We start from the raw sequence: 15,746 nt of genomic DNA on the forward strand, positions 1-15,746 counted from the left end.
CTACGAAAGACAGAGGATACGAGTCATGCCCGACACTTTCATCGATGTCCGCAACGCGACAAACTGGCAAAACCATCACGAAAATATCAACGTACCGGTTGCCAAAATACTCACCGTCCGAAACGATATAACGGTCCCCCCTTCATTAAACGGTATGAAAGCAACCGCATTGCGCGTGCAATCCGTTATCCGCGATGCACTTGCCGCAGGGCAGAGGATTCGGGCCGTGGGATCACACTGGTCATTTTCGGATATCCCGACGGTTGCCAATGGCTGGATTGTCGAAACCGGTAAACTCGACTGGCGTTTCACATTTGGTGCAGGCGATATGCATCCTCATGCAGAACTTACCCACGACGAATTGTTGCTCTGCCAATGTGGCACATTGATCGCCCGAGTCAACGAAACGCTGGAATCGCCAAATTCTGTTTTGCCGGACAGCCGCCGCCGCCGCGCACTTCGCACTTCGGGCGCGAGCAACGGGCAAACCATCGCGGGCGCGCTTGGCACTGGCGTGCACGGATCGGCCATCGACGTCGCGGGTATGGAAAGCCAGGTTGTCGGTATCCAGCTTTTAAGTGCCAACCGTAACCTTTGGATCGAACGGGCCAGCGCGCCTGCGATGGTGGACACTTTTGCCGCAAGGCTGGGGGCGACCCTCGTGCGCGATGACAATCAGTTTGAAGCCGCGATTGTAAGCCTCGGTTCCCTAGGGATTGTCCATTCTGTGATGATCCGTTCGACCGGACGCTATCTGCTCAATTCGTCGGTGCGGCGTATCCGGTATGGCCGCATCAAAACCGCCCTTAATTCGTTGAATTTCCAAGGGTCTGGCATAGCAGATGAATCACGGAGACCCTATTTCTTTCAGGCCATCGTCGACCCCGATGATCTGTGGGAAGAAGGCGACCGCGCACGTGTATTCTGCACCGTGCGCTACAAGGAATTTTGCCCACCCAACCAAGTCCCCCAATATGATCTGAAAAAGGAAAATACTGACGGAACTGACTTGCCCAAGCTTGTTGGCGACATCATCAAACTTAGCCCCGACTTCCGCGATCTTGCGACATGGGTGCTGATGGAAATCATGCTGAAAGAAGAAAATCAGGCACACAAGCCCGAAAAATGGAAAACACCTGGACAAGCTTATACATTCACCGATGCGCGCCGGGGTGTGGCCAGCAGCGGCTTTGGCGTGCCGTTATCGCAAACCAGCCGGGCGCTTGAAATGATGGCCACCGCCTTCCGTTCGCACAAGACAGCGGGAGTCGTATTGACATGCCGGTACGTCCAGAAATCGCCGGGTATCCTGTCCTTTACCCGCTATGACCCGACCTGTGTGATCGACATTGACGGCATAGATTCCAAAGCGACCCAAGCGCTCATTAAACTGGTGGCGCGCCGCTTTTCGGAGGCAGGGATGCCATATACGATGCATTGGGGCAAAACCAACCATCTGACGCGGGCACGCGTGCGTGCGGCCTATGGCGGCAATGTCGACCGTTGGAACGCGGCGCGATCATTGCTCTTGCCCGATCACGCCGAGCGCAACGCATTTTCAAATGATTTTATGAATTCGGTGGGGCTGAACGCTTAGCGACGGTCTTTGCGGATCATCAATTTTAGCCCCGACCACACGGCATCGACCGCGCAGACCTTTACATCCACCAGATCGCTGCTGGGTAATATGACCGCGCGGATCGTATCTTCGGTGATGTCGGTGGCGACCTTGGCAGCCTTTTTGGGCCAGCTAACCCAGATGAAACCTGCAGGATCAATAACCTTGCGGAGCGCCTCCAGCTTTTCGGCCAATGCTATCTTGTCGGTGACAAACAAATGCGCCGCAAAAACGCCTGCTGTCGGGACAGTCTCTTCGAACAGAGTCAGCTTCGCCTCGGCAATTTCCGCGCGGACGCTATCGGGCATGGAATCGAACCACACACGCATACCGTCTTTGTACCCCAGTTTTTGAACCAGTGGTTTGCCGGAATATCCTGTAATCATAACAAGGTACAACCGATGGAGGGGTTTATTGTTCCATCCACTCTTTGAAGAAGCTGTCGTGCGCGGCGCGCAGGTCGGTGAGCTCTATGTTTTTTTCTGCGCCGATGACCATAATTTCTGGCATGTCACAGCCTAATACGGTGCCAATATATGTGGCTTTCACGCCTTCCGACATAACACGGTCAATAAATGCACCGGCGTCACCTGCTATCGTGACCAGATAGCAACCTTGATGCTCTGCAAATAAGAACTCAGTCTGGTTGCCTTCCCCGCATATTGAGCATCCCATATTTGAGGCGAGAGCCATCTCTGCGGCGGCAACGAGCAAGCCGCCATCGGACACGTCATGAACTGCGCTGACTTCGCCATTTGCGACGAGTTGCCGGATTATTTCACCAATGCGCCGCTCCATATCCAAATCGACATTGGGAGGAGAGCCTGCCTCCAAACCATGAATTTCCCGAAGCCAAATCGATTGACCCAAGGTGGCGCGCGGTTCACCGATAAGGAATATCTCGTCACCCTCCGCCTTAAACCCGATGGTCGCCATCTTGCTCACATCTTCGAGCACTCCCACGCCCCCGATGGCCGGCGTCGGCAGGATCGCGCTACCACCGCCCGTCGCCTTACTTTCGTTGTAGAGCGACACATTGCCCGACACGATCGGGTAATTGAGCGCGCGGCAGGCGTCTCCCATGCCTTCGAGGCAGCCCACAATCTGCGCCATGATTTCGGGCCGCTGCGGGTTGGCGAAGTTGAGGCAATTGGTAATAGCCAGCGGCTTTGCGCCAACCGCGCAGATGTTGCGATAGGTTTCGGCCACTGCCTGCTTGCCGCCCTCATAAGGGTCGGCGTAGCAATATCTAGGCGTGCAATCAGTGCTCATCGCCAGCGCGCGGTTGGTGCCGTGAATGCGGACCACTGCCGCATCGCCACCAGACAACTGCGCGGTGTCGCCGCCGACCTGTGAGTCATATTGCTGCCAGATCCATGCGCGTGAAGCCAGGTCAGGACAAGCCATCAGCTTGAGCAGGTCCGCACCGATGTCGGTGCTTTCCGGAATATCGCCCAGCGGCTTGACCTTGGCCCATATCTTATACTCTTCCTTCGACGCAGCGGGCCGGTCGTAGAGCGGTGCGTCCTCGGCCAATGGGCCAAGCGGAATGTCGCACACGACCTCACCCTTGAAAGTCAGCACCATATGGCCGGTGTCCGTAACTTCACCGATGACGGCAAAATCGAGTTCCCATTTGTCAAAGATCGCCTTGGCAAATTCCTCGCGGCCCGGTTTCAACACCATCAGCATGCGTTCCTGGGATTCGGACAGCATCATTTCATAGGTTGTCATGCCTTCCTCTCGGCAGGGCACCATGTCCATGTTGAGGATGATGCCCGCCTTGCCATTGGTTGCCATTTCGACGCTGGAACTGGTCAGCCCTGCCGCGCCCATATCCTGAATGGCAACAATGGCATCCGACGCCATCAGTTCCAGGCACGCCTCAATCAACAGCTTTTCTGTAAAGGGATCACCAACTTGCACCGTGGGCCGCTTTTCTTCGGTATCTTCGCCAAAGTCGGCTGATGCCATCGTGGCGCCATGGATGCCGTCACGACCAGTCTTGCTGCCAACATAGACGATGGGGTTACCCACCCCCGTTGCGGCGGAATAGAATATCTTGTCCTGATCCGCGATGCCCACGGTCATCGCATTGACGAGGATATTGCCGTCATAAGCAGGGTGAAAATTGGTCTCGCCACCCACTGTGGGTACGCCGACGCAATTGCCATAGCCGCCAATGCCCGCGACAACGCCTTGCACCAGATGCTTCATTTTCGGATGGTCGGGCCGTCCGAACCGCAAGGCATTGAGGTTCGCGACCGGCCTTGCGCCCATAGTGAACACATCGCGCAAAATTCCGCCAACGCCTGTGGCCGCACCCTGATAGGGTTCGATATAACTGGGGTGGTTGTGCGATTCCATTTTGAAGATGGCGGCTAGCTTAGTGCCATTTGGCCCTTCCCCGATATCGATGACACCCGCATTCTCGCCGGGGCCGCAAATCACCCATGGCGCAGTCGTGGGCAGTTTCTTTAGATGAATTCGCGACGATTTGTAGGAGCAATGCTCCGACCACATCACCGAGAATATGCCCAATTCCACCAAATTGGGTTCGCGCCCCATCGCAGAGAGGATCCGCGCATATTCTTCTTCATTCAGACCATGGTCGGCGACGATTTGGGGTGTGATCTCGGACATGGATGGGCCTTAGCGATGGCGCAGGATTTTGGCCAGTGGCTTTGAACCGGTTTCAGGCAGATACGCTGCGCGCTGTCCACCAGGATGCCAAGGTCAAAAGTCCGAACGCCACAAAGGCCAAAAGGCTGGTTCCCAAAGTGACTTCGGGCTCAACCGGACCGAACCAATTCACCGCCTGAAAGGCGAGCAGTAACGCCGCCAGAACAAGCAGAGGCAACCGCTTGGGCTTTGCCTTGATCGCAAAGAACAACACAGCGCCAAATGTGAGCGCGAGTTCCAATGGCATTTCGATGGCCGGATGGTTCCAAAGCCCGAAGCCTAGCTTTGGTTCGCTTCCCGCCAATGTCAGATCAGGAACATGAACCAGCAGATCCAGAAACCAGTGCGATAGAACCACCAATCCGGCAATGAAAGCCGCTGATGGGTTGCGACTGAAGGCATAGACAAGCGCGCCAAAGCCAGTGGCCCAGATTAAAGACCCCAACAGGCTATGCGTAAAGGGCATGTGATAAAGATCCATGGGGTTCATCACCGATATGCCGGGTGTCACCCGCATCGCCTCTACCCCGAAAATCAGCAGCAGGAAAAAGGCCCAGTCAACCAACTGCGCCGCAACGAAAAGGATCGGCAGGCCCGGTGCATTCTTGGAAGTTGCCGCAACCAAGGCAGGGGCCCAGTGACCGATGAACATACAATCCCCTCCTGACCTGCAAAAAATAAATGGGCGCTGGTATTGCTACCAGCGCCCACTGCGTCTGATGTTGGAAGTCCTTGGCCACTAGGGCCATTCTTTCCGCTTTCTGACGTCCGGTTCCCCAATTTGACCCGAAAGCCTTGTTGGTTCGCCATGGCACTTTGGGTATCCCACCCGGCGATGCGCCACTTGCGTGTTGCCGCACTTGATGTTCGTTTTCTTCGTGCCCACCGCTTCAACTGCATTTCCGTGGCCTTGCGACCAAGCTGACTGCCGAATTGGTGATCCTGCATTCCCTCTGTTCCGCTCCGCTTTCCCGTTTCCGGTCCGACTTTGCATCGTAGTGGTCTTGCCTGATGACCTGAAGGTGTCATGACAATTCGAGTCGCACAAAGGGGAAAAAGACGACTTATCCACAGACAGGCCGATTCATGGTGGACAAAATGGAGAACAAGTCAAACGCCCCAACGAATACGGCCTCCACGCAGTGCATGGAGGCCGTTCGTTTCAACCGGGGGCGAGGGAGAGAGGAGGAGAGTGCCCGCCGGCCAAAGTGCGTTTCGGCAATTTCTTGCCGTCGAAGGATGAATTAACCGGCAGTTGCTTTTGCTGCAATTGCGAAAAGAAAAGAGCTAGTTGCATATTTTGCAACTAGCTCCAATGCCGTAGCGGAAGGTTGCAATCAGGGAGCGATGCCGTTGCCCGGCAGGCTGGAATAAGCAATGCCGCCATCGCAGGCGAGCGTGTCACCAACGATATAATCGCCGGAACGCGCCGCCAGAAAGATCGCGAGTCCGGCCATATCTTCGGGCGTACCGATTCGTGGAAACGGAATGTTTTTGGCAACCGCATCACCATGATCGCGTGCTGCCTTGTTCATTTCCGACTGGAAAGCACCGGGCGCAATACCACTGACCAATATGTTATCCTTGACCAACTCCGCGGCCAAGCGGCGCGTGAGATGGATCACGGCCGCTTTCGATGCTTGATAGGCATAGGTCTGCCACGGGTTGATTTTGATACCATCAATAGAGGCAATATTAATAACTTTGCCGGGCCGTTCAAAAGTTGCGGCCTTTTTCATCAACGGATGAAGCGCCTGCGTCAGGAAAAACAGACCTTTGACGTTCAAATCCATCACCCGGTCCCATTGTGCGTCGGTGACAGTTCCGAAATCCGCACCCCATGCTGCGCCAGCATTATTCACGAGGATATCAACCTTTTCTTCGCGCTCGGCAATTTGCGCCGCCAATGCGTTGCAACCTTCGACAGTCGACAGATCGCTGGGCAGGCCAATGACCCTGTCGCCATATTCAGCGACCGTTGCTTCGATCTGGTCGACTTTACGCGCGCTAATGTAAATGCGGGCGCATCCGGCGTTCAAATATCCCTCGACAATCATCTTGCCGATCCCCCGCGAACCGCCGGTGACGACCGCGACACGATCATTCAGGTTGAATAGGGTCTGTAAATCCATGTAATTTCTCCTTCAAATCCCCCTCCCGTTTACGGGAAGGGTTAGGGGAGGGTGCGTCAGCGAGATCATAAACGCTCCCCCGGCCCCTCCTGTAAACGGGAGGGGAGTTAACTCAATATCCGTTCATCGTCGCCACGCGGTCGGCATGATAATAAGCGTCGCCGAAAAACTCGTTCAGGCTGCGGTCGCGCTTCATATAGAGGCCGATGTCATATTCATCGGTCATGCCGATGCCGCCATGCATCTGCACCCCTTCGCGCACGGCCAGATTGCAGGCGAGGCCCGCCTTTGCCTTAGCAGCAGCAACATAAAGCTCCGCCTTGGCATGGCCTTCGTCCATCAACGACTGCGCCTTCAGCACGATAGAACGGGCGCCCTCCATCTCACCAAAAAGATGCGCGGCGCGGTGTTGCAGGGCCTGAAACTCGCCGATCACGCGATCAAATTGCTTGCGGGTTTTCAGATATTCAAAAGTCATGTCCATCGCACCAGTTCCGACGCCAACCATTTCGGCGGCGGCCCCCACACGACCCGCGTCGAGCACTTTGCCCAAAACAGACCATCCGCCATCAACGTCACCAATAACGGCATCGGCATCGACCTGTACGCCATCCAGTGTCACATGCGCGGCCATGGCCGAGTCGACCAGCCGGGCGGCCTCCATCGACAATCCGGCCGCGTTCTTCTCGACCGCGAACAGGGTCAGCCCGTCCATCTCACCCACCGCACCCGCTGTGCGGGCCGCAACGATCAGCATGTCGGACGATGTGCCTTGCACGACGAATTGCTTATGGCCCGACAGTTTGAAGCCATTGCCGCTGCGTTCCGCTTTGCAGGCTGTTTTTTCAGGCCGGTGTTTAACACCTTCATCAATGGCGAGGCCAATGACCGTTTTCCCTGCCAAGATACCTGGAAACCAGCGTTCGCGCATCGCCTTATCGGCGAGCTTCAGCGCTTCCACTGCAGCTACAGAGGTGGACAGGAACGGCGAAGGGGACAGATTGCGGCCGATTTCTTCAAGCACGATACCCGCTTCGATATGACCCATGCCCATGCCGCCGTCGGCTTCGGGGATCAGAATTCCGGTAAAGCCCATTTCGGCAAATTGCTTCCACAAATCGTGGCTGAAACCGTCCTTGCACCCCATGTCGCGAAACTTGCGAAAATGGGTGACGGGTGCTTCGCTGGCCATGAAGTCACGCGCGCTGTCGCGGAGCATATTCTGGTCGTCGTTCAATGTCATCGCCATATTATTCAATCCTTCAATTCCCCTCCCGCCTGCGGGAGGGGTTAGGGGAGGGTGTGATTGCGTCGGTCGTGGCCCTCCCCCGGCCCCTCCCGCAGGCGGGAGGGGAGCTAAGCTCCCGGCATTTCAAGTATGCGTTTGGAAACAACGTTCAGCATAACCTCGCTGGTGCCGCCTTCGATCGAGTTCGCTTTGGTGCGAAGCCAGTTGCGTGCCTTCGACCCGCCATTGGAGCGTTCGCTTTCCCATTCCAGCGCCTGCGAACCGCCTATCGACATCACCAACTCGTTCCGCTTTTTATTCAATTCAGTGCCGACATATTTCATCAGGTTGGAATAAGCAGGATGCGCCTTGCCGGTTTTCCATTCGTCCATGAAACGTTCGCCATGGGCACGGAAGGTCAGATTGTCGACATCGAACAGCGCCATTTGCGCGCGCAGCACAGGCTCTTCAGCCAGCACCGCCTTCATCGCGGCACCGATAGAAGTCACTCCGCCATCACCGCCCATGCCGGAAATCATCTCACGCTCATGCCCGAGCAGATATTTCGCAACGTCCCAGCCACGGTTGAGTTCACCGACAATCTGGTGCTTGGGCACGACGACATTGTCAAAGAAGGTTTCGCAAAAGGGCGAGTTGCCCGAAATCAGCTTGATCGGCTTTGTCGAAACGCCCGGCGTTTCCATATCGAACAGCAGGAAACTGATGCCCTGATATTTATTTGTCTTGTCGGTGCGGACGAGGCAGAAAATCCAGTCGGCCTGATCGGCATAGGATGTCCATATTTTCTGCCCATTAACGACCCAATGGTCGCCCTTGTCCTCGCCATAGGTTTGCATGGAAACAAGGTCACTGCCTGAGCCCGGTTCGGAATATCCCTGGCACCAACGGATTTCACCGCGTGCGATCTGGTTCAGATAATGCACCTTCTGCTCTTCAGTGCCGAATTTCAGCAGCGCCGGTCCGAGCATCCAGATGCCGAAGCTGTTCAGCGGGCTGCGACAGCCCAGTTTCGCCATTTCCTGACGCAGAACCTTCGTTTCCTGAGGACTAAGACCGGCGCCACCATAGGCTTTGGACCAATCGGGAACGGTGTAACCCTTGGCCGCGCAACGTTCCATCCAGAGTTTCTGGGCTTCACTCTGGAACCTGAAATTGCGACCACCCCAGCAGACGTCTTCATCCCCTTTGACCGGGGTCTGCATTTCAGGGGGGCAGTTTTCTTCGAGCCAGGCGCGCGCTTCGGCACGGAATGTTTCAAGGTCGGACATCATGCTCTCCTATTTAATTGCTTGGCTAAAATTTGGCGCTTCGTCGCGTGAAACGCAAGCGCTTATCGGTGATCGTTGTATGCCGTAACGTCATTTGCGCGCTGATTGACAGGCATTTTGGCGGCCCTAGCATAGGCTTGGAATGAGGAGCCCGCCCAGATGCGATTCGCCGCAGTTTCGAAGTTTACAGCGTCAGTATGACATCCGCTTCTCGCCTTCCAGCATCATTGAAAATTTTTCATGGCCTCGGCGCGGTTGCTTATGGAATCAAAGATAACGGATTTTCCGTCTTTCTCCTAATTTTTTACAATCAGGTTATGGGGCTGGACGCCGGACTTGTCGGCACCGTCATCATGGCCGCGCTGATTTTTGATGCGTTGGCCGATCCGGTGATTGGCGAGCTGAGTGACCGGACGCAAAGCCGTTGGGGGCGAAGATTACCCTGGCTTTATTCTGCGGCCATTCCGGTCGGCGTTGCATGGATGTTATTATGGCATCCCCCTGCTTTGGGTGAAACTGGTTTGCTGTTATGGTTGTTTGCGACCGCCATTCTTGCGCGATTTCTGATTGCGATGTGCGAAATTCCATCCATCGCACTGGTTCCTGAAATCACCTCTGACTATGACGAACGAACGGTGCTGATGCGATATCGTTTGCTGTGTGCATGGGGCGGAGGTTTGCTAATTCTGATACTCGCGTACGGTTTGTTTTTTACTGATGAAAAGGGTGTGGGCGATCCTGAAGGCTATGATGCGTTTTCATTATGCGGTGCATTGATCATGACCGGATCAGTCCTTTTTTCGGCATTGGCGCAGCATCCTTATGTCGCCCGGCAATCGCCCGCCGCTCGCCCCGCGCACAGTTTGCGACAGGCATTGTTTGAAATGCGCGAAACATTGTCCAACCGCGCTTTTGTCATTTTGGCCTGCGCAGCATTATTTGGCCTGATCAACCAAGGAATGACGTTCGCACTCAGCAATTATTTGCTGAGTTATATTTGGCAGTTGGAGCGTATGGAATTTCTCTATTATGGCCTTGTGCTGTTTGCCGGTGTCGTCCTTGCGTTTTTTGTGGTTCCTTCGGTTTCGCTAAAAATGGGGAAGAAAAATGGTGCGATTATGCTCGCCATGCTCACCTTGTCGATCAACACAGCGCTGTATTGCTGCTGGCTGTTTGACATTGTGCCGGGCGGTACAGCCAATCCAAATCCTGTATTCATGTTTGGCTTTACGATTTGCGCCAACAGTGCTGCCATTGGCATGATGATTCTCACCAATTCCATGTTCGCCGATGTAGTCGAGGCATCTGAAGCAGAAACCGGCCGGCGCTCGGAAGGCCTGTTTTTCGCTGGCTATTTCTTCACCCAAAAATGCGCGGTCGGGATCGGAACTTTTTTCGCCGGGATGATTTTGACATTTTCCGCCTTTCCCGAAAAGGCCGTTGCAGGACAGATTGACATCGCGATACTCAACAACTTTGCGTTATTCTATATGCTCTCGCTTTTGACTATCGGAATTATCGGCATATCCATCTTGCGTCACTTCCCAATTTCGCGCGAAAGTCACAATGAACGCTTGCGCGCCTTGAACACAACGGCAGAGTCTGCCAGTTAAACGGTCAATTAAAATTTAGCAGAGGATGATACATTATGGATTTCGATCTCACCGAAAAGCAAACCTATTGGCGGGACCGTATCCGCGAACATAATGAACGCTTCATCCGCCCACGCGTCGCCGATTATTACGCCGAACAAGCAACCGGAAGCCGCTGGAAAGTCCTGCAGGTTGTGGAAGAAGAAAAAGCACGCGCCAAGGCGGCAGGTCTCTGGAACCTGTTCATGCCCCCCGGTTCAGGCCGTCCGCATGTCGACGATACGGTCCATTTTGAAGGCCCCGGTCTGACAAATATGGAATATGCCTTGTGCGCCGAAGAAATGGGCCGGATTGGCATGGCGTCAGAAGTTTACAACTGCTCTGCGCCGGACACCGGAAACATGGAAGTGTTCCTGCGTTATGGCACTGCCGAGCAAAAGCAGAAGTGGATGATCCCGTTGATGAACGGCGAAATCCGCTCGGCCTTTTTAATGACCGAGCCGGCCGTTGCTTCGTCGGATGCTACCAACATCGAAACCTCGATCCGCCGCGAGGGTGACGAATATGTGCTGAACGGCGTGAAATGGTGGTCCTCGGGCGCTGGCGATCCGCGCTGCAAAATTGCCATCGTGATGGGCAAGACCGATTTCGAGGCCAAACGGCACGCGCAACAGTCGATGGTGTTGATGGAACTGGACGCCCCCGGCGTGAATATCCTGCGACATCTGCCAGTGTTCGGATATGACGATGCACCGCATGGGCATATGGAAATCGAACTGAAGGATGTCCGTATTCCTGCTTCCAATATGCTGCTTGGCGAAGGCCGTGGTTTCGAGATCGCGCAGGGTCGCCTTGGGCCGGGCCGTATCCACCACTGCATGCGCACTATCGGCACCGCCGAAGAAGCGCTCGAAAAAATGTGCAAGCGCCTGCAAAGCCGCGTCGCGTTCGGCAAGACTATAGCCGAACATAGCCTGTGGGAAGAACGTATCGCCCGTGCGCGCATCGACATCGAAATGACCCGTCTGCTCTGCCTGAAGGCGGCAGATATGATGGACAAGGTCGGCAACAAAGCGGCCGCGGCCGAAATTGCGATGATAAAGGTTCAAGCGCCCAATATGGCGTTGAAAATCATCGACGATGCCATTCAGGCGCATGGCGGTGGTGGCGTATCCAACGACTATGGCCTTGCTTATGCTTATGCCGGACAACGCACCTTGCGGCTGGCCGACGGTCCGGACGAAGTGCATGCGCGAGCGATTGCACGTATGGAACTGGGCAAGCATGGCTCACGTGGCAAAGATGGCATGTCCAGCGGCGACATCGGTGTTTCCCGGTGAAAGCAGCCGTCCTGATCGAAGCGGGCAAACCGCTCCAAATTGAGCAGGTCAATATATCGAACCCCGGGCCGCATGAGGTGCTGATCCGCACCGCGGCCTGCGGGCTTTGCCACAGCGACCTGCACTTTATCGAAGGCACTTATCCGCACCCCTTGCCCGCCATTCCCGGACATGAAGCAGCCGGCATTGTCGAGGCGGTGGGCAGCGAAGTCCGCACGGTAAAAGTCGGCGACGCCGTCGTCACCTGCCTTTCCGCCTTTTGCGGCCATTGCGAATATTGTGTAACAGGGCGGATGTCATTGTGCCTTGGCGGTGACACCCGTCGTAAAGCAGGCGATGCCCCCCGCCTCACACGGTCCGATGGCAGCATCATGAACCAGATGCTCAATCTGTCGGCCTATGCCGAAATGATGTTGGTGCACGAACATGCCTGTGTTTCAATCAACCCGGAAATGCCACTCGACAAGGCATCGGTCATTGGCTGTGCAGTGACCACCGGTGCCGGAACAATTTTCAACGCCTGCAAGGTAACGCCCGGCGAAACTGTCGCCGTTATCGGGTGCGGCGGTGTTGGTCTTGCCACCATCAATGCGGCAAAAATCGCGGGGGCTGGACGCATCATCGCGGCTGATCCAGTGCCTGAAAAACGGGCTCTTGCGATAAAGCTTGGCGCGACCGATGTCGTCGATGCGTTGGCTGACAATGCTGCGGCACTGATTCAGGAACTGACCAAAGGCGGCGTCGATCACGCTATTGAGGCGGTAGGTAGACCTGCGTCGGGCGAACTGGCGGTCAAGTCCCTCAAACGCGGCGGAACGGCCACGATTTTGGGTATGATGCCTTTGTCGCATCAGGTCGGCCTGTCGGCGATGGATCTGCTGTCCGGCAAAAAGCTGCAGGGAGCCATTATGGGTGGCAACCGCTTCCCAGTCGATATACCGCGGCTTGTCGATTTCTATATGCGCGGATTGCTCGATCTCGACAGCATCGTTTCCGAAACAATTCCACTGGAACGTATAAATGAAGGCTTTGACCAGATGAAACGCGGTGACGCAGCGCGTTCGGTCATCGTATTTGACCAATGACGGACCTTACCCCGATAGATGCACAAGCTGCATTTTCCGGCACCGTAGCCCCTACTGGCGCGGACAGGTTGGACGAAGTTAAACTTGCCGAATGGATGTCGGCCAATGTTGCCGGTTTTGAAGGACCGGTCGAGGCGTTGAAATTTGCCGGTGGCCAATCCAATCCGACCTATCGGTTGAATGCCAAAAGCGGATCTTATGTTCTGCGGCGCAAACCTTTGGGTGTTTTGCTGCCCAGCGCCCATGCGGTGGACCGTGAATTCAAGGTCATTGCCGGGTTGCATCCAACCGGATTTCCGGTGGCAAAACCTTATGGCTTATGCACCGATGAAAGCGTTATCGGCACGATGTTCTACATCATGGATATGGTCGAAGGCCGCACCATATGGGACGGCGCGATGCCCGGTTCGCACCCCGCCGAACGCACGGCCACCTATGGGGCGATGATCGACACATTGGCGGCGCTGCACAATGTCGACGTTGAGAACGCAGGGCTGTCCGATTTCGGCAAGCCCGGTAATTATTTCGGTCGACAGGTCGAACGCTGGACCAAACAATATCGCCTCGCCGAAACCGAAGTTATGCCCGAGATGGAGCGACTGATCGAATGGCTGCCCAAGACCCTGCCCGAGCAAACTCGTACAAGTGTCGTCCATGGCGATTACCGCATAGACAATATGATTTTCGATGCCAAGGAACCTGTGGTGCGGGCTGTGCTGGATTGGGAGCTGTCGACTTTGGGCGACCCGCTTGCCGACTTTACCTATGTCGCCATGGCGTGGGTTTCGCAGAATGAGGGCCGCTCAGGCGTGATGGATCTGGATCGTGCCTCGCTCGGCATTCCGGAACTTGATGATATGGTCGAACGCTATTGTGCCGCCACCGCCCGCGACGGTGTGCCCGATATGAACTGGTATTTCGCCTATAATTTCTTCCGCCTTGCCGGGATTATACAGGGTATCAAGAAACGGGTGATCGACGGCACCGCCAGTTCGGCGCATGCACAGTCGATGGCGGAACGGGTTTTCCCGCTGGCCGAATCCGCCTGGAAATTTGCGGAAAAAGCAGGGGCCTAAGCCCTTCGTTAAATAGGGAGAGACAAATGTCGCTATTCGACATGACCGGCCAAGTCGCCGTAATCACCGGATCATCACGCGGGATCGGAAAAGCGATTGCGTGGGAAATGGCCGAACAGGGTGCCAAGGTTGTAATTTCAAGCCGAAAGCTCGATATCTGCGAAGAAGTTGCAGCCGACATTAACGGCAAATATGGCGAACGTACCGCCATCGCGATCGCCGCCAATATTTCTTCGAAGGAAAGCCTCCAAAATCTGGTCGATGAAACGCGCAAAGCGTTTGGCAAAATCACGGCACTTGTCTGTAATGCGGCATCCAATCCTTATTATGGCCCGATGGCCGATATTTCGGATGACGCATTTCATAAGATTCTGACCAACAATATCGTCGCCAACAATTGGCTGATTTCCATGGTCGTACCGGAAATGGTGGAGCGCGGCGATGGTTCGATAACAATCATTTCGTCTATCGGCGGCCTGAAAGGCTCCTCTGTGATCGGTGCCTATTGCATTTCCAAGGCGGCCGATATGCAGCTCGCCCGAAATCTGGCAGACGAATATGGTCCCAAGGGTGTGCGCGTGAACTGCATTGCTCCGGGATTAGTAAAGACCGATTTTGCAAAGGCGTTGTGGGATGATCCGGCAACGCTGAAACGGTCCACGGCGACCGCGTCGCTCAAGCGAATTGGGGAGCCGCACGAGATTGCGGGCGCTGCAGTTTTTCTGGCATCGCCAGCAGGTGCGTTTATGACGGGTCAGACAATGGTGATCGATGGTGGCGTCACCAGTAGTGGTGGAGGAGTAGGTTAATGGGTGCTTTGGACGGCAAAATTGCCATCATAACAGGCGCAGGATCAGGCATTGGTCGCGCATCGGCTCTTCGTTTTGCTGCTGAAGGTGCCAAAGTCGTTTTGGGCGACATGGCCGCATCAGTGCATGAGACTGCTGAAATGATCGGCGCTGCGGCGACCGCTGTGCAAATGGACGCAGGCGATGAAGCCGATGTCTCCGCCCTTGTCGCCAAAGCAATCGAATTGCATGGACATCTCGATATCGCCTTTGCCAATGCCGGAATCTCCGGCGGTATGGAGGGTATCTTCGACAACACGGTCGAGAATTTCACCAGTGTTTTGCGGGTGAACCTCATTGGTCCGTGGCTGATGGTCAAACATGCAGGCAAGGCAATGGTTGATGCTGGGCATGGCGGGTCGATCATCTTGACTGCCAGCGTCGCCGGTATCCGTTCCGGTGCAGGTGGCCCCCCTTATTCCGCATCGAAGGCTGGCGTCATCAATTTGGCCAAGGTTTCGGCGCAGCAATTGTCGGGCACCAATGTTCGTTGCAACGCAATCTGCCCTGGCCTGACCGAAACCGGTATGACCAAGCCGACATTTGATTATGCCAAAGAAAAAGGCGTCACCGAAAAAATCGGCCGGCTGAACCCGCTACGCCGCGGTGCGCAGCCGGAAGAGTTAGCCAATGTGGCGCTGTTCCTTGCCAGCGATCAGGCCAGCTATGTCAACGGGCAAGCAATTGCGGTTGACGGCGGTCTTTCCAGCTCCCATCCGGTGACCCGGCAATTGACAGGACAAACAGCAGTATGAGCGCGGATGAACTTGGATTCCTGCCGGACCGGCTCGCCCGGATACCCGAATTTGTGCAAGCAAATTATCTCGACAACGGGAAGCTTCCTTTTGCGTCGTTA

General features: G+C 55.4%; 13 protein-coding genes. 7 read left to right on the forward strand and 6 right to left on the reverse strand.

All coding sequences use genetic code 11. The annotated features are described in order from the left end of the window. Window positions 1-25: 25 nt before the first annotated feature. On the forward strand, window positions 26-1,597 hold the full coding sequence (locus ACKVOS_RS08485; RefSeq protein ID WP_409211575.1) for a hypothetical protein: 1,572 nt from the start codon (window positions 26-28) through the stop codon (window positions 1,595-1,597). On the opposite strand, the gene ACKVOS_RS08490 is transcribed toward ACKVOS_RS08485, so the two are convergent. From ACKVOS_RS08490 to ACKVOS_RS08515, 6 genes are all read right to left on the reverse strand, one after another. Then, window positions 1,594-2,004, reverse strand: coding sequence for a hypothetical protein (locus tag ACKVOS_RS08490; protein WP_409211576.1), 411 nt, complete (start codon window positions 2,002-2,004; stop codon window positions 1,594-1,596). The two genes, ACKVOS_RS08485 and ACKVOS_RS08490, sit on opposite strands and share 4 nt — an antisense overlap. 25 nt (window positions 2,005-2,029) lie before the next feature. After that, window positions 2,030-4,261 carry a phosphoribosylformylglycinamidine synthase subunit PurL gene (gene purL / locus ACKVOS_RS08495; protein WP_409211577.1) on the reverse strand — a complete coding sequence of 744 codons (2,232 nt, stop codon included), beginning with the start codon at window positions 4,259-4,261 and terminating at the stop codon, window positions 2,030-2,032. Between the two features lie 52 nt (window positions 4,262-4,313). Beyond that, window positions 4,314-4,952 (reverse strand): hypothetical protein, encoded by a 639-nt coding sequence (locus ACKVOS_RS08500; protein ID WP_409211578.1) that lies wholly within the window; start codon window positions 4,950-4,952, stop codon window positions 4,314-4,316. A gap of 685 nt (window positions 4,953-5,637) precedes the next feature. Further along, window positions 5,638-6,432, reverse strand: coding sequence for an SDR family NAD(P)-dependent oxidoreductase (locus ACKVOS_RS08505; RefSeq protein WP_373476835.1), 795 nt, complete (start codon window positions 6,430-6,432; stop codon window positions 5,638-5,640). A gap of 112 nt (window positions 6,433-6,544) precedes the next feature. Further along, the gene (locus ACKVOS_RS08510; protein ID WP_409211579.1) at window positions 6,545-7,681 is read right to left on the reverse strand and encodes an acyl-CoA dehydrogenase family protein; all 1,137 of its coding nucleotides are present in this window, start codon (window positions 7,679-7,681) and stop codon (window positions 6,545-6,547) included. A 107-nt stretch (window positions 7,682-7,788) separates the two neighbouring features. Beyond that, a complete protein-coding gene (locus ACKVOS_RS08515; protein ID WP_409211588.1) occupies window positions 7,789-8,949 on the reverse strand; it encodes an acyl-CoA dehydrogenase family protein in 1,161 nt (386 codons plus the stop codon). Between the two features lie 197 nt (window positions 8,950-9,146). On the opposite strand from ACKVOS_RS08515, the gene ACKVOS_RS08520 reads away from it, so the two are divergent. From ACKVOS_RS08520 to ACKVOS_RS08545, 6 genes are read left to right on the forward strand one after another with little or no spacing between them, the layout of a single operon-like run. Then, window positions 9,147-10,562: an MFS transporter gene (locus ACKVOS_RS08520; protein ID WP_409211580.1), complete on the forward strand. Its 1,416-nt coding sequence runs from the start codon at window positions 9,147-9,149 to the stop codon at window positions 10,560-10,562. A gap of 35 nt (window positions 10,563-10,597) precedes the next feature. Next, on the forward strand, window positions 10,598-11,881 hold the full coding sequence (locus ACKVOS_RS08525) for an acyl-CoA dehydrogenase family protein (RefSeq protein WP_409211581.1): 1,284 nt from the start codon (window positions 10,598-10,600) through the stop codon (window positions 11,879-11,881). Next, window positions 11,878-12,966 carry a Zn-dependent alcohol dehydrogenase gene (locus tag ACKVOS_RS08530; RefSeq protein WP_409211582.1) on the forward strand — a complete coding sequence of 363 codons (1,089 nt, stop codon included), beginning with the start codon at window positions 11,878-11,880 and terminating at the stop codon, window positions 12,964-12,966. The genes ACKVOS_RS08525 and ACKVOS_RS08530 overlap by 4 nt, the downstream gene beginning before the upstream one ends. Beyond that, window positions 12,963-14,042, forward strand: coding sequence for a phosphotransferase family protein (locus tag ACKVOS_RS08535; RefSeq protein ID WP_409211583.1), 1,080 nt, complete (start codon window positions 12,963-12,965; stop codon window positions 14,040-14,042). Before ACKVOS_RS08530 ends, ACKVOS_RS08535 begins: the two co-directional genes overlap by 4 nt. Window positions 14,043-14,068: 26 nt before the next feature. After that, a complete protein-coding gene (locus tag ACKVOS_RS08540; RefSeq protein ID WP_409211584.1) occupies window positions 14,069-14,851 on the forward strand; it encodes an SDR family oxidoreductase in 783 nt (260 codons plus the stop codon). Then, window positions 14,851-15,645 carry an SDR family NAD(P)-dependent oxidoreductase gene (locus tag ACKVOS_RS08545; RefSeq protein WP_409211585.1) on the forward strand — a complete coding sequence of 265 codons (795 nt, stop codon included), beginning with the start codon at window positions 14,851-14,853 and terminating at the stop codon, window positions 15,643-15,645. The genes ACKVOS_RS08540 and ACKVOS_RS08545 overlap by 1 nt, the downstream gene beginning before the upstream one ends. The last annotated feature ends 101 nt before the right edge of the window (window positions 15,646-15,746 follow it).

It is taken from the genome of Sphingorhabdus sp. (genome assembly GCF_046154385.1).
Lineage (GTDB): Bacteria > Pseudomonadota > Alphaproteobacteria > Sphingomonadales > Sphingomonadaceae > Sphingorhabdus_B.

Bases quoted from the DNA above. Each gene is read 5' to 3' on its own strand.
- ACKVOS_RS08545 (WP_409211585.1), top strand. From the start codon at position 14,851: ATGGGTGCTTTGGACGGCAAAATTGCCATCATAACAGGCGCAGGATCA.
- purL (WP_409211577.1), bottom strand. From the start codon at position 4,261: ATGTCCGAGATCACACCCCAAATCGTCGCCGACCATGGTCTGAATGAA.
- ACKVOS_RS08485 (WP_409211575.1), top strand. From the start codon at position 26: ATGCCCGACACTTTCATCGATGTCCGCAACGCGACAAACTGGCAAAAC.
- ACKVOS_RS08520 (WP_409211580.1), top strand. From the start codon at position 9,147: ATGACATCCGCTTCTCGCCTTCCAGCATCATTGAAAATTTTTCATGGC.
- ACKVOS_RS08500 (WP_409211578.1), bottom strand. From the start codon at position 4,952: ATGTTCATCGGTCACTGGGCCCCTGCCTTGGTTGCGGCAACTTCCAAG.
- ACKVOS_RS08505 (WP_373476835.1), bottom strand. From the start codon at position 6,432: ATGGATTTACAGACCCTATTCAACCTGAATGATCGTGTCGCGGTCGTC.
- ACKVOS_RS08540 (WP_409211584.1), top strand. From the start codon at position 14,069: ATGTCGCTATTCGACATGACCGGCCAAGTCGCCGTAATCACCGGATCA.
- ACKVOS_RS08535 (WP_409211583.1), top strand. From the start codon at position 12,963: ATGACGGACCTTACCCCGATAGATGCACAAGCTGCATTTTCCGGCACC.
- ACKVOS_RS08510 (WP_409211579.1), bottom strand. From the start codon at position 7,681: ATGGCGATGACATTGAACGACGACCAGAATATGCTCCGCGACAGCGCG.
- ACKVOS_RS08525 (WP_409211581.1), top strand. From the start codon at position 10,598: ATGGATTTCGATCTCACCGAAAAGCAAACCTATTGGCGGGACCGTATC.
- ACKVOS_RS08490 (WP_409211576.1), bottom strand. From the start codon at position 2,004: ATGATTACAGGATATTCCGGCAAACCACTGGTTCAAAAACTGGGGTAC.
- ACKVOS_RS08515 (WP_409211588.1), bottom strand. From the start codon at position 8,949: ATGTCCGACCTTGAAACATTCCGTGCCGAAGCGCGCGCCTGGCTCGAA.